The following is a 13,170-nucleotide window of genomic DNA, read 5'->3' as shown; positions in this document are numbered from 1 at the left end:
TACCGGCCCGGTCCACGGGGTCCGCCCGTCAACCCCCGGTACGGCACCCGGGGCGGGCCGCCGGGTTCAGCGGTCGCGGTTGAAGCGGGTGGTAATCCACAGCAGGAGCAACAGGATGAGCAGCGCGCTGCCACCGGTCACGAGCGGGCTGAGGCTTTCGTGGTTGCCGCCGCGCTCCTCGCCCTCGGCGGCGAGGGTGGCCAACTGGGCAGCGGTGCTGTGGAAGCTCATCTTCGGCAGGACCTATCCGGTGTGGGCGGGATAAAGATGTCGGCCCATGGTAAGCGGGCGCCGCGACGGCGATCACGTCGACTCCGCCGTTGCCGACGGGTGGGTCACGGCGGGGATCGTTCCCCGAGGTGGCGAACCTTCCGGGAGGCGGGGAACCTTCCCGGGGGCTCAGTCGTCCTTCTGTTTGTACCCACGTAGCAGGAACCAAGCGGTCACCACACAACCCAGGACCATCACGACCAGGACGATCCGGAGGAGATTCCCCGTCCCGTGCTGCGGTGCGGCATCGGCGGCCTCGACCAGCCAGGCGGTCGCGGGGGTGTGCTCCATGATGTGGACTCCTTCGGCTGTACTGCCCGTCCACGGTAACTCCGCCTAGGCTGGGCCCCGCCTCGGGGGCACATCGGGCACACCAACGCACATGGGGGACGACATGACCGACGACGGCCATGAGCACCACGAGCACGAGCACATGCCGGGCAGACAGCGCAGGCGCTTCCCCGGGATCTCCTCGCGTGCGTACGAGCACCCCGCCGACCGTTCCGCCCTGGTGGCGCTGCGCCGGCTGAGCGGCTTCGACACGGTCTTCAAGGCGCTCAGCGGGCTGCTTCCGGAGCGGAGCCTGCGCCTGCTGTTCCTGTCCGATTCGGTGCGTGTCTCGGACCAGCAGTTCGCGCATCTGAACGACATGCTGCGGGACGCCTGCTACATCCTGGACCTGGAGAAGGTCCCGCCGATGTACGTCACCCAGGACCCGCAGCCGAACGCGATGTGCATCGGCCTGGACGAGCCGATCATCGTCGTCACCACCGGCCTGGTCGAACTGCTCGACGAGGAGGAGATGCGGGCGGTCGTCGGCCATGAGGTGGGGCACGCCCTGTCCGGGCACGCGGTGTACCGCACGATCCTGCTGTTCCTGACCACCCTCGCGCTCAAGGTCGCCTGGATCCCGCTGGGCAACCTCGCGATCATGGCGATCGTGACCGCGCTGCGGGAGTGGTTCCGCAAGTCGGAGCTGTCGGCGGACCGGGCGGGCCTGCTGGTGGGGCAGGACCTGCGGGCCTCGATGCGCGGGCTGATGAAGATAGCCGGTGGCAACCATCTGCACGAGATGAACGTGGACGCGTTCCTGAAGCAGGCCGAGGAGTACGAGGCGGGCGGTGACCTGCGCGACTCGGTGCTGAAGATCCTGAACGTGCTGCCCCGCTCCCATCCCTTCACCACGGTCCGTGCGGCCGAGCTGAAGCGGTGGGCCGAGACCCGCGACTACCAGCGGATCATGGACGGTCACTACCCGCGGCGCGACGAGGACAAGGACACCTCGGTCAGTGACTCGTTCAAGGAGTCCGCGGCCAGTTACGCCAGCGATGTGAAGAGTTCCAAGGACCCGCTGATGAAGCTGGTCTCGGACCTCGCGGGCGGCGCCGGGACCCTGGGCGGCCGGGTGCGCCGAGGCTTCGACGGCTTCACCAGCCCCCCGCCCCCGAAGAACACGCCCCCCGGCGACACCAGCCCCGAAACCTGACCCAACCACCACCCGTCCCGCCCCACCCCGCGGAACAACAGCCAACGGGCCCACAGGCACACGAACCGCAGGGCCGCGCCACAGGACGGGCCCGCAGCCGCGCCGACCGTAAGACCGCGCCACAGGATGGGCCCGGGCCAGGACGGCCCCGGGGCGCGCCTCATGACGGGCCCAGGTCCGCGCGCCATGACAAGCCCGGGCCGTGTCCCAAGACGGGCCGAAAGCCAGGTGGGCCCAATGGCCGCGCCCCAAGACCGGCCCGCGGTCGCGCCCCGAGGACAGGACCGGGAACGCGCTACAAGACGGACCGGGGGCAGGAGCCCAAGAGGGGCCCGGGGTTGTACCCATGGCGGGGAGCGGCGCCGGGGGTTATGGGGTTGGTTGGGCTGCTGTGGCCAGGGTTCCGCACAGGGCCGTTGCCGTTCCTGTCGCGTAGGGGTCCGTGCCTGCCGGGCCGCCCGCCTTGGCGGTCTGGTCGGCCAGCAGCGGGCGTAGACGACTGGCGGAGTCCTCCGCGCAGGACAGGGGGCCCGCCTGCACGGAGGAGACGGCCAGCTGTACCTGGTGCAGCCGCAGGTCGTCCTGGCCGAAGCGGAAGGTCAGCTCGCGGCGGACGGTGAACAGGGAGACCCGTGCCTTGTCGCCGGCGCCGGTGGGCTTGAGCGCGTAGACGAAGGTGTGGTCCGCGGTGACCTCCAGGGTCCCCGAGTCCGTCTCGACGGCCTGCAGCGAGCCCTGCACCCGGATCTTCTGGTCGGCCAGCTCGGCCCGGGTGGGGTCGAAGCGGACCAGCCATCCGGTGGCCGCGTGCCGGCCGTCCGCGGCGGGACGCTGGAAGCTCTGGTCGAACTGGTCGAGCTGGTCCGGGTTGAGCAGCATGCGCGCGGGCCGGATCTGGCTGCCGTCCAGCACCTCGGGGTCGAGCGAGGAGCTGACGAGGTAGTCCTTCGCCGAGGTCAGGGCGGCCAGGACCTGGCTTTCGGAGAAGTGCTCGGTGCGCCGGGAGGCGGGCAGCGGAATGCCCTCGGCGCCGATGCTGAACTGCGCCGCGGGACTGTGTTCGTACAGGTATTCGGCGTCGCTCGCCCCGGGCACCTTGCCCTGCGGGACGAGCGGGATGACGGTCATGCGCAGCGGAGGCACGGCTTCCCGGACCCGGGGTGCGCCGTAGGGATGGCGCACACCCATGTAGATCGCGGTGCCGAAGGCGACGGCGATCAGCACCACGAGAATCAGGGCCTGCCGGGACAGCCCGCGATACAGATGCGGGCGGCGGCGCACGGCGGGCGCGTGATCGGCCATGCGCTCCTGCGCGGAGAACTCCTGGAGGCGGGCAGCACGAACGAACGACTCGTCGAAGACGACGGATCGGTACTCGTCCTCCCCACCACCGGGAGCGCCCTCGGGTGTCCCCTCAGGTGGGTCTCCAGGCCCGCCCATACTTTCAGGGTAGGTCTCAGGAGGCTCAGGTAAACGCCCTGGTACACGACAAGTTCTGACAGGTTCTCACCACAAGCGTGCGCGGGCGTTCAGGGTGTGCGGGGCACCGCGGAGACGGCCGACTGGGGGTGGTCGGCGGAGCCGGAGGGAGCCGCCGTGCCCTGCTCAAGCCCGGTGGAGGCGGGCTGCGGGACCTGGTCCCGGCTGCCCGAGGAGGCGCCGCGGTAGACCGCGGCGAAGGCCAGCGCGACCATGCCGACGCCCATCACGACGGCGAGCACCCAGGCGACAGGGCGGTGCCAGCGGACAGGTCTGCCGTAGCCCGCGACGCCGTAGTGGCCGTCCGGATAGTCGGAGTCGTCCCAGTCATCGAGGTCGCGGTCATGGCCGAAACCGTGTCCGTCGGGGCCGTACCCCTCGTCGTACCGCTCGCCTCGGGCGTGGGCGCGGCGGGCCTCCGCCTCGGAGGCCTCGGCTCTGGCCTGTGCGGCGGCCAGGAGGCGTTCGACGGCGGTCGGCTCGTGCACCACGGCCGCCCGTACGAAGGCCTCGTCGAAGACCACGGAGGCGAACTCTTCGTCCGACACCCCGTGGTCGTGGTCGTCGTCGGGCTCCCAGCCGTCAGGGAACGGCGTGCCCCCCACGTCCTCCGGCACCGTTCCAGAGTAGACCTGGGGGGTCAATTTGGGCAGACGGTATGGAAATTCATCCGCCTGCTGAGACGCCTTCGGCGCGGTGCCGGGCGTACCGGTCAGCGCACGTGTCCGTCGCCGGTCACGATGTACTTGGTGCTGGTCAGCTCCGGCAGGCCCATCGGCCCGCGGGCGTGCAGCTTCTGCGTGGAGATGCCGATCTCCGCGCCGAAGCCGAACTGGCCGCCGTCGGTGAAGCGGGTGGAGGCGTTCACGGCGACGGTGGTGGAGTCGACCAGCTGGGTGAAGCGGCGGGCCGCCTGCTGCGAGGTGGTGACGATCGCCTCGGTGTGGCCCGAGGTCCACAGCCGGATGTGTTCGACGGCCTTGTCCAGCGAGTCCACGACCGCGGCGGCGATGTCGTGGGAGAGGTACTCGGTCTCCCAGTCCTCCGGGGTCGCCTCGACCACGGTGGCCCTGGAGCCCGCGGCGTGGGCGAGGACCCGCTCGTCGGCGTGGACGGTGATCCCGGCCTCGGCGAGGGCGTCCAGGGCGCGGGGCAGGAAGGCGGCGGCGATGTCCTGGTGGACCAGCAGGGTCTCGGCGGCGTTGCAGACGCTGACCCGCTGGGCCTTGGAGTTGATCAGGATCTCTACGGCCATGTCGAGGTCGGCCTGGGCGTCGACGTAGACGTGGCAGTTTCCGGTGCCGGTCTCGATGACCGGCACCGTGGACTCGGAGACGACCGTACGGATGAGGGAGGCGCCGCCGCGCGGGATGAGGACGTCGACCAGGCCGCGGGCGCGCATCAGCTCGCGGACGCTCTCCCGGCTCTCGCCGGGCACGAGCTGCACGGCGTCGGCGGGCAGCCCTGCCCCGCCGACGGCGTCCCGGATCACCCGGACCAGCGCGGTGTTCGACTCGTAGGCGGAGGCCGAGCCGCGCAGCAGGACCGCGTTGCCGGACTTCAGGCACAGTGCGGCGGCGTCCGCGGTGACGTTCGGGCGGGCCTCGTAGATGATGCCGACCACGCCGAGCGGGACACGGACCTGGCGCAGATCGATGCCGTTGGGGAGGGTGGAGCCGCGGACGACCTCGCCGACCGGGTCGGGCAGCGCGGCGACGTGCCGGACGTCGGCGGCGATGGCCCGCACCCGCTCCGGGGTGAGGGTCAGCCGGTCCACGATCGCCTCGCTGGTGCCGGCCGCACGGGCCTTGGCGACATCCTTGGCGTTGGCCTCGACGATCTCGCCGGTCCTGACCTCCAGGGCGTCCGCGATGGCGAGCAGCGCGTCGTCCTTCACGGCGCGCGGCAGCGGCGCGAGGTCGGCGGCCGCGGCCTGGGCGCGGTAGGCGGCCCGGGTGACCGGGGACATGGCGTCGTACGGCGAGAGCGTGGTCATGAGGGAAGGGTAGTGCGCGGTGCGAGGCCGGACAGGGGTCGTTCCACACCGCGAGACGGGTCAAAAGGGATGAACCCCGACCGGGGTCGCGGGTGCCGGGCCATAGCCGTCGGCGATGCGCTGGTGGTAGGTCTCGCGGTCGATGACCTCCAGGCCGACGATCTCCCACGGGGGCAGTCCCGCGGTCTGGCGGTGCTCGCCCCACAGGCGCAGGGCGACGGCCGCCGCGTCGTGCAGGTCACGGGCCTCTTCCCAGTAGCGGATCTCGGCGTGATCGTTGGCGTATCTGCTGGTCAGCAGGAAGGGATGGTCATGGGCGAGTTGTTCGAGGCCGCGGCGCAGCTCCGTCAGGGACACCGCCTCGCCGGAGACGCTGAGGGTGACATGCCACAGGCGGGGCAGGTCCTTCGGCTCCTCGTAGGACTCCCCGGCCGTGACACTCGTCAGAGCACCACGGGACGCCGCAGCCCCAGGGCGCACTCGTCTCACGGCGGCCTCCTTCAACCCAGCGCTCGGAAGGATGATCGTGCCGCTGGGGCACGTCCTGGAACAAAGTTGAGCAGGCCGCGCGGCTCCGTGGGGCGGTTTTACGGAACGTCCCCCACCGGGGGCGTCGTTACGCCCTGTTTTACGGGTGCAGGATCACCAGATCGTCCCTGTGTACGACCTCGCGTTCGTACGCCCGGCCCAGCTCGCGCGCCAGTTCCCGGGTCGAACGTCCTAGCAGCTGAGGGATCTCCTTGGCGTCGAAGTTGACGAGGCCGCGGGCCACCGCGTGCCCCCGGGTGTCGCGCAGTTCCACGGGGTCGCCGGCGCTGAAGTCGCCCTCCACGGCGGCGATCCCGGCGGGCAGCAGCGAGGTGCGGCGGTGCACGACGGCCTGCACCGCGCCGTCGTCCAGGGTCAGCGAGCCCTGCGGGGTGGAAGCGTGCTGGAGCCACAGCAGCCGGTCGGCGGAGCGCTTGCCGGTGGGGTGGAAGTAGGTGCCGGTGTCGCCGCCGGCCAGCGCGACGGCGGCGTGGACGGCGCTGGTGAGCACCACGGGGATGCCGGCGGCGGCCGCGATCCGGGCGGCCTCGACCTTGGTGACCATGCCGCCGGTCCCGACCCCGGCCCGGCCGGCGCTGCCGATCTCGACGCCTTCGAGGTCGGCGGGACCGCGCACCTCCGCTATCCGCGAGGTCCCGGGCCTGGCGGGGTCGCCGTCGTAGACGCCGTCCACGTCGGAGAGCAGCACGAGGAGGTCGGCGTGGACGAGGTGGGCGACGAGAGCGGCGAGACGGTCGTTGTCCCCGAAGCGGATCTCGGCGGTGGCGACGGTGTCGTTCTCGTTGACGACGGGCAGGGCGCCCATGGCGAGGAGCTTGTCGAGGGTGCGGGAGGCGTTGCGGTGGTGGGCGCGGCGGCTCATGTCGTCCGAGGTGAGCAGGACCTGGCCGACGCGGACGCCGTAGCGGGCGAAGGAGGCGGTGTAGCGGGCGACGAGCAGGCCCTGGCCGACGCTGGCAGCCGCCTGCTGGCGGGCGAGGTCCTTGGGGCGGCGGCGCAGGCCCAGCGGTGCGAGGCCGGCGGCGATGGCGCCGGAGGAGACCAGGACGATCTCGCGTTCCCCGCCGCTGCGGCTGCGGGCGAGGACGTCGACGAGCGCGTCGACACGGTCGGCGTCCAGGCCGCCCGAGGCGGTGGTCAGCGAGGAGGAACCCACCTTGACGACGATCCTGCGGGCTTCACCCACGGCCTGCCTCACCCATGCCACCTGCGCTCTGTCTCCTCGATCAGGTCCGGCTGCCCTGTGCGGCAATCTACGCGAACGGGATCCCGGGCCGCGCGGCGTTTCACTCCCCGGACAGACGGTGCGTGACGAGGCGAACACGTTTCGCACAGGGCAAAAAGGTTGCACTGATTGCGTATAGAAATTAAAGGCGGCGCAAACTTAACTTGAACGCTGTGCCACACACAGTTCGTCGCGCCAAGCGCATACTCCTCAGATCGGGGAAGAGTCCCTATGACGTCGTGTCGCTGGAGGAGGCCCTCCACCGGGACGTCATCGCCACCAACGCCGGCAACCTGATCTTCAGTGATGCCGCGCACAAGATCCTGGAGACACCGGACAACGAAGTCGTCTCGAACGGCATAGGGGCGGACGCGTCCGCGGCGGCCAGGATCAACGAGGAGTACGACGCCTTCGTGGTGCCGCTGGCCAACGCCTTCCGGCCGTCGTTCGAGGGCGGTCTCAACCGGCTGACGCGGCTCATCTCCCGGCTGAAGATCCCCGTGGTGGTGCTCGGGGTCGGCGCGCAGACCGGGGTGAGCTACGACCCGGCGCGGCTGAAGCGGATCGAGCCCGCCGTGCGGGACTTCTGTGCCGCGGTGCTGGACCGCAGCGCGTCGATCGGTGTGCGCGGCGAGTTCACCGAGCAGTACCTCAAAGACATGGGGTTCCGGGACGTCGAGGTCATCGGCTGCCCCTCGCTGTTCTTGAACGGCAGCCGGCTCGACGTGCACAAGCGGGCGCCGGAGCTGACGCCGGACTCCCGGATCGCCGTCAACGGTTCGCACACCGCGGTGAAGGCCGGCCTGGACGAGATCATCACCCGCACCCATCGGCGCTACCCGGACCTGCGTTTCGTCGGCCAGAACCTCAGCGACGCGCGGCAGTTGCACTGGCGGGACCTGTCGGACCCGAACGGCAAGGTGACCGGGATGCCGACGCATCCGGACCACCCGATGTACGGGGAGGACAAGGTACGGGTCTATATCGACCCCGTCACCTGGATCGGCGACCTGCGCGGGTTCGACTTCTCCTTCGGCTCCCGGATCCACGGCAACATCGCGGCGCTGCTGGCCGGGACGCCCGCGACGGTGCTGTGCGGGGACTCGCGGACGCTGGAGCTGTGCCGCTACTTCGACATTCCGTACCGGCGGCTCGACCAGGTCGTCGAGGACCCCGAGTCCGCGGACCCGGCGCGGCTGTACGAGCAGGCCGACTTCACGGGGCTGGTCGGGGGCCATCGGGAGCGGTTCGAGCGGTTCACGGCGTTCCTGGACAAGAACGGCCTTGAGAACACGTTCACGCACGGCGACGGCGGGGCGGCGTTCGAGGAGCGGATACGGGCGCTGACGTTCCCTCCGGGGGTGCGCCCCTGGCTCGACGCGGATGCCGCCTCGCTGCTCTCCCGGATGAGCTGGCTGCACCGCCGGGTGGGCGAACTGACGCTGGACAACACCCAGTTGAAGCGCGAGCTGGCGCGGGCCCGGGCCGGTGCCAAGGCGGCTGCCGCGGCCCCGTCGACGACGTCGGTGTACCGCCGGGCCCGCCGCGCGATGGGCCGCCCCCTGCGCCGCGCCCTCCAGCCGGGCCGCCAACAGAACTGACCAGCCACCCCCACGGTGTCCGGAACCGGCGTACGGCCCTGACCGCACACCGGTTCCGGCCGTGTGAGCCCTGCTAAGCTCAGCCCGCCGCCGCCCCGAAGCCGCCCCGGGGAGCGTGCGGCGCACCTTGCGGAGGGCGCGACCCGAAGCCCTCAGGGCTCCAGACCGGGTAGGGGACCAACCCCGGGGCTGGTCCTGCCGAACCGGTGGAATGTGCCACCCGCCGGGCCACCGTCGTCCAGGGCCGCGCGTGGACGGTGATCGTCGCGCTCGCGTGCGCACTGCGCCGGAACCCGGTGTCGACTCCGGGGGCAAACGCCGACGTCGACGCACCGTCCTTGCGCCAGGGCTCCGGCCCGATGAGATCCGGACCCCTCAGCCCGCCGCCGCCCCGAAGCCGCCGGGTGCGAAATGCAGGGCGTCTGTCTGCTGCTGGCGGGTTCGCAACTGCTGCCGCTCGCCGCGGACTTCGCGGTGGTGCTGCCGGCGCTGGGCTCGCTGGTGTGGTCGTTCGGCCGGGACGTGCCGTGGCTGTGGCGGACCGCACGGCTCACCGTCCCGAACGCTTTGGTCACAAAGGCGCCGTAGCCGGCCGGGCGATGACCGTCCGGCGGACGGGCGGGCGATGCCCGTCCGGCGGACGGGCGGGCGATGCCCGTCCGGCGGACGGGCGTCGTGCGGGCACCGGAGGCCGCTACGGACAATGCGGCCGGGCCGACCGCGCCGGGGGCAAGATCTACGCCGCTGACCCGCCGCTCCAACACGGCGACGGCCCGCCACCTCGACCCCCCGAAACCGGCGTACGGCCGTACACCGGCCCCCAGGCTCACAGGGCGCGGCCCCGTCAGGCCGCCGTGCCGAAGCCGCCCGGGGGGAGGGTGCGGCGGATTTTGCGGAGGGCTCGGCGGAGGAAGGAGTTGGCGCTCGCCTCGCGGTACCCCTCGAAGGCGCGGGCCTCGCGGGCATCGGCGAGGTAGAGGCTGTCGGGAATGCCGGCCGCGCGGGAGCGGAAGTGCGGGTAGATGAGGTAGACACGGGTGCCCCGCCGCTCCAGCACGGCGGCGGCCTGCCGTTTCGCCCGGACGAACTCCACGATGTCCACGAGGAGGTCCGGGCGGCCGGTCGCCACCAGATGCAGCCGCAGGCGCTCGTGCACCTTGAGCCGCTGGGCGACCCCGGGCGTCCAGTGGGCGTCCATCAGCGGCTTGGCCAACGCGAACTTGTCCCGTCTGACCTCCTCGCTGTCCTTCAGGTATCTGGGCCCGAACTGCGGCAGGAGCGTCACCAGGAAGGGCCGGACCATCAGGGCATCGCGCCGGCCGCCGGCCGGGACCATCTCGGCGATCAGGTTCATCAGGGCGCGGGCGGAGTCGAAGCGGAGCGCGTAGCCGCCGGTCTTCGTGACGTGCTTGCCGTCCTCGCGGCCCACCAGGTAGTAGCAGGTGTAGTCGGCGAGCACGGAGACACCGTCGGCCCGAAGATACGCCTCCATGGTGAACAGCGCGTCCTCGCCGGTCCACAGGGACTCGTCGAAGCGCATCCCGTGCCGGTCCAGCAGCGCCCGGCGGAACAGCTTCTGCGCGCTCAGCGTGAACTTGATGTTGGAGGAGAAGACGTCGGTACGGCCGAGCGTCTTGCCCCACATCGACTTGGGCGGGGTGCGGTTGATGCCCTCGACCCGGCCGAGGACCACATCCGTGCCGTTCTCGTCGGCCATGGCGACCATGCGTTCCAGGGCCTCGGGCCCGAGCCGGTCGTCGGCGTCGAGGAAGAACACATAGCGTCCGCCCGCCTTGCCGAGGCCGACGTTGCGCGGGCCGCTGGGGCCGCCGGAGTTCTCCTGCCGGATCACGGTGACCGTCATGGGGGCGCGGGCCGCGAACTCCTCCAGGTACTCCCCCGTCCCGTCGGTGGAGCCGTCATCGACCGCGATGACCTCGATGCGCCCCGGGTCGATGGTCTGTGCCTCGACGGACTTCAGGCACTCGACCAGGTACGGCATCGCTTCGTACGCCCCGATGATCACGCTCACATCAGGCTGCGTCACGACGGTCACGTTTCCCCCTAGTCAATGGAACATTTCCCCCGTATCGCCTCAATCGCAACCTGTTAGACGGGAAGCGGGGCGTGCCGGTTGCCTCGCGCCACTCAAACAGTGATGCACGTCACACAACGAACGGACAGGCAGGGGGCGGTAATGGGTGACATCGGACAGTACGCACGGCCGGTAAGAATCACTCAGGAGCGACGAGAGCCGACGGTAAGAAGGCGCGGTGAGAAATCCGGAAGCGTTCCGATGAGGAATCCGAAGAGAAGGCTGAAGCGGAAGCTGAAGAGAGGGCTGAAGAGAAAAGGGCCCGGTCTTCCGGAGATCACTCTCCGGGAAGACCGGGCCTCGGCTTCGGCGGGGTGTCAGCCCGTCGTCACACCGTCCGTCTCACCCGCGGACGACAGCCGCTGCCCGGGCAGCAGTTCCGCCAGCGCGCCCGCCTCAGCGCCACCGGCCGCGGCCCGGTTCGCCTGGCCGAGATTGCGGGTCTCGGCCTTGCGGGCGAGGCCGGCCACCGCGGCGTTGAACTGGTCGATGGACGTCGGCTCGTCCGGGCCGAGCAGATACCGCTTCAGCTCCGCGCGGTCGTCGGCCAGCGGGTCGGCCGCCGGGTCGCGTACGGCGGCCAGCAGACCGCCCAGCTCCTGGGCGCCGTTGGACAGGATCACCGCGGCGCGCACGGCCGTGTTCTGCCGTTTGAACTCCTCCACACCCAGCTCGGCGGAGTCCGTGACCGCGTAGGGCTTGCCGCTCGCGATGAAGTCGGAGACCACGCTGGAGATGTCGGAGACCATCCCGTCGGAGACGTTGAAGCAGTCGTACAGGCGCGGCTCGGCGCCCGCGACGACCCGGTGCTCGTGCGCCGGGAAGGAGCGCCAGTAGGCGGCGTTCCACTCGGTGCGCAGCCGGGCGATCTCCTCGTGCCTGGTGACGTCGACGACGCCGTCCCGGGTCGCCTCGGCCTCGTCGCCCTTCTGGCCGCCGGCGCCTGACAGCTCGGCGAGCCGGGCCTCGATGCGGGCCAGCTCGGTCCTGGCCTGTGCCTGCGCGGCCGGTTCGGCGGGGAAGCGGGAGTCGGCGGCGCGCTCCGCGGCGGCCTTCTCGACCAGGGCGATGATCCGCTCGTGGGCGGCCTTGGCCCGGGCGCTGCGGGTGCCGGTGAAGGGGTGCGGCTTGTAGAGGACGCGGACGGGCGGGTCGGCCTGCACCAGCCGGCGCACGATATTCTCACCGGCGAGCAGGATCGAGGTGTTGCCCGGGTTGTCGTCCCAGCCCTCCCAGGTGGGCGCGTACAGCACGGTCGGCATCCGGTCCTCGGGCACGCCCTGCCAGGCCCGGATGGGCGCCAGCTGCGGGCGTCCGACCTCGACGATGTCCTCGTCGCGGACGCCCACGTCGGCGATGGCGTAGCGGTCGCGGCCCGCGCGGCCCGCGGTCCACACCTCGTCGTAGACCTTGCTGAACGGGTTGACGCTGGCGAGCTTGTCGCTGTCGCCGTGGCCGATGAAGACGTGCTTCATGGTCGGTACGCGCAGCAGGTGGATGTTCTTGCCGACGTTCGCCGCGTACAGCGCGACCCGCACCGTGGACAGGTTCATGTTCATCAGATGCACACCGCCGGGCACACAGACGACGGGGACCGTGGTCGGGGCGAGGTTCTGCAGGATGACCCGCTCGCGCAGGATGACCAGCGGCCGGGTGTCCAGCTGCTCCATGGTCTCCAGCCACATGTTGACCTGGTACGCGGAGTCCTTGGACCCGGAGAAGTAGAGCACCGTCTCCGGCTTGTAGGCGGTCAGCCAGCCGTCGACGGCCGCCAGCACCTGCTCGGCGTTCGGCGGTATCTTGCGGCCGCGTACGTAGGGCATGAGCGCGAGGACGTACAGCAGGGCGAGCAGCACCGTCAGACCGATGCCCGCGTAGCCGTACACGGGCCTGTCCAGCGCGTCGCCGACCAGGATGCCGACGACCGCGAACAGGTCGAGGTGGAGCATCTTCTCGGCGGAGCGGTGCAGCAGGCGCTGCGGCGGGGCGTCCGGTATGCGGATGCGGGACTTCAGGTCGATGTTGCGGGTGGCGACCGGCATGCGGCGGCGGTTGCGGATCAGGGTGACCAGCGCGCCGTGCGGGGCCTGGAGGGCGAAGAAGGCGATGAAGCAGGCGATCGCACCGTAGAAGATCAGGTTGTCCGCGAGGGACATCCGGGCCAGCAGCAGGACCAGGAGCAGCTGCCGGATCAGGAAGCGGATCGACAGCCCGGCGCGTACCTTGCCGAGGCGGTTGATCAGGTAGCTGCCCTTGTGGTGCAGGTAGTGGTCCGCGAGGTAGGTCACTGCGGCCGCGGCCGCGAAGGCGTACACACTCGGGACGAGCGCGGCCACCATGAGGCAGGGGAAGCCCAGCATCATGAGGGCCGCCGCGGCCAGCTCGGCCGCGCTTCCCACCCGGGCGACGCGAATGGCGGTGGATATCACGGAGAACCTTTTTGCTGACAGAACAGCCGGAATGAGACCT

Annotated in this window: 12 protein-coding genes; 3 read left to right on the top strand and 9 right to left on the bottom strand. The window is 70.8% G+C overall.

Annotated features, from left to right (window positions below):
• Window positions 1–66 precede the first annotated feature (66 nt).
• Together ABT245_RS08525 and ABT245_RS08520 are read right to left on the bottom strand one after the other, a co-directional pair.
• A complete protein-coding gene (locus ABT245_RS08525) occupies window positions 67–231 on the bottom strand; it encodes a hypothetical protein (protein ID WP_351730430.1) in 165 nt (54 codons plus the stop codon).
• 168 nt (window positions 232–399) lie between these two features.
• The gene (locus ABT245_RS08520) at window positions 400–561 is read right to left on the bottom strand and encodes a hypothetical protein (RefSeq protein WP_351730428.1); all 162 of its coding nucleotides are present in this window, start codon (window positions 559–561) and stop codon (window positions 400–402) included.
• 103 nt (window positions 562–664) lie between these two features.
• On the opposite strand from ABT245_RS08520, the gene ABT245_RS08515 reads away from it, so the two are divergent.
• Window positions 665–1,756: a M48 family metallopeptidase gene (locus ABT245_RS08515; RefSeq protein ID WP_351730706.1), complete on the top strand. Its 1,092-nt coding sequence runs from the start codon at window positions 665–667 to the stop codon at window positions 1,754–1,756.
• Between the two features lie 369 nt (window positions 1,757–2,125).
• Here ABT245_RS08515 and ABT245_RS08510 read toward each other — a convergent pair whose 3' ends face one another.
• The 5 genes from ABT245_RS08510 to proB all read right to left on the bottom strand — a co-directional run bounded on the left by ABT245_RS08510 (window position 2,126) and on the right by proB (window position 6,966).
• On the bottom strand, window positions 2,126–3,196 hold the full coding sequence (locus ABT245_RS08510) for an SCO2583 family membrane protein (protein ID WP_351730426.1): 1,071 nt from the start codon (window positions 3,194–3,196) through the stop codon (window positions 2,126–2,128).
• An 89-nt stretch (window positions 3,197–3,285) separates the two neighbouring features.
• Entirely contained in the window at window positions 3,286–3,852 is a 567-nt protein-coding gene (locus ABT245_RS08505; RefSeq protein ID WP_351730424.1) for an SCO2584 family spore wall biosynthesis protein, read from the bottom strand.
• A 95-nt stretch (window positions 3,853–3,947) separates the two neighbouring features.
• On the bottom strand, window positions 3,948–5,231 hold the full coding sequence (locus tag ABT245_RS08500) for a glutamate-5-semialdehyde dehydrogenase (RefSeq protein WP_351730421.1): 1,284 nt from the start codon (window positions 5,229–5,231) through the stop codon (window positions 3,948–3,950).
• A gap of 60 nt (window positions 5,232–5,291) precedes the next feature.
• On the bottom strand, window positions 5,292–5,720 hold the full coding sequence (locus ABT245_RS08495; RefSeq protein ID WP_351730418.1) for a DUF8830 family protein: 429 nt from the start codon (window positions 5,718–5,720) through the stop codon (window positions 5,292–5,294).
• Window positions 5,721–5,859: 139 nt separating this feature from the next.
• Window positions 5,860–6,966, bottom strand: coding sequence for a glutamate 5-kinase (gene proB, locus ABT245_RS08490; RefSeq protein ID WP_351730702.1), 1,107 nt, complete (start codon window positions 6,964–6,966; stop codon window positions 5,860–5,862).
• 212 nt (window positions 6,967–7,178) lie between these two features.
• Between proB and ABT245_RS08485 the strand changes: the two genes are divergently transcribed.
• On the top strand, window positions 7,179–8,606 hold the full coding sequence (locus ABT245_RS08485; protein WP_351730416.1) for a polysaccharide pyruvyl transferase family protein: 1,428 nt from the start codon (window positions 7,179–7,181) through the stop codon (window positions 8,604–8,606).
• A gap of 411 nt (window positions 8,607–9,017) precedes the next feature.
• The gene (locus ABT245_RS08480; protein ID WP_502982079.1) at window positions 9,018–9,194 is read left to right on the top strand and encodes a hypothetical protein; all 177 of its coding nucleotides are present in this window, start codon (window positions 9,018–9,020) and stop codon (window positions 9,192–9,194) included.
• A 256-nt stretch (window positions 9,195–9,450) separates the two neighbouring features.
• On the opposite strand, the gene ABT245_RS08475 is transcribed toward ABT245_RS08480, so the two are convergent.
• Together ABT245_RS08475 and ABT245_RS08470 are read right to left on the bottom strand one after the other, a co-directional pair.
• Window positions 9,451–10,608 (bottom strand): glycosyltransferase family 2 protein, encoded by a 1,158-nt coding sequence (locus ABT245_RS08475; protein WP_351730699.1) that lies wholly within the window; start codon window positions 10,606–10,608, stop codon window positions 9,451–9,453.
• 410 nt (window positions 10,609–11,018) lie between these two features.
• A complete protein-coding gene (locus ABT245_RS08470; protein ID WP_351730696.1) occupies window positions 11,019–13,100 on the bottom strand; it encodes a CDP-glycerol glycerophosphotransferase family protein in 2,082 nt (693 codons plus the stop codon).
• Between the last annotated feature and the right edge of the window lie 70 nt (window positions 13,101–13,170).

It is taken from the genome of Streptomyces sp. NPDC001508 (assembly GCF_040298665.1).
GTDB lineage: Bacteria > Actinomycetota > Actinomycetes > Streptomycetales > Streptomycetaceae > Streptomyces.
The sequence above is the reverse complement of the archived record's forward strand: the minus strand, read 5'-3'. Positions and strand labels throughout refer to the sequence as shown.

Excerpts from the sequence above, each read along its gene's own strand:
- ABT245_RS08525 (WP_351730430.1), bottom strand. The coding sequence starts at position 231 with ATGAGCTTCCACAGCACCGCTGCCCAGTTGGCCACCCTCGCCGCCGAG.
- ABT245_RS08520 (WP_351730428.1), bottom strand. The coding sequence starts at position 561 with ATGGAGCACACCCCCGCGACCGCCTGGCTGGTCGAGGCCGCCGATGCC.
- ABT245_RS08515 (WP_351730706.1), top strand. The coding sequence starts at position 665 with ATGACCGACGACGGCCATGAGCACCACGAGCACGAGCACATGCCGGGC.
- ABT245_RS08510 (WP_351730426.1), bottom strand. The coding sequence starts at position 3,196 with ATGGGCGGGCCTGGAGACCCACCTGAGGGGACACCCGAGGGCGCTCCC.
- ABT245_RS08500 (WP_351730421.1), bottom strand. The coding sequence starts at position 5,231 with ATGACCACGCTCTCGCCGTACGACGCCATGTCCCCGGTCACCCGGGCC.
- ABT245_RS08480 (WP_502982079.1), top strand. The coding sequence starts at position 9,018 with ATGCAGGGCGTCTGTCTGCTGCTGGCGGGTTCGCAACTGCTGCCGCTC.
- ABT245_RS08475 (WP_351730699.1), bottom strand. The coding sequence starts at position 10,608 with ATGCCGTACCTGGTCGAGTGCCTGAAGTCCGTCGAGGCACAGACCATC.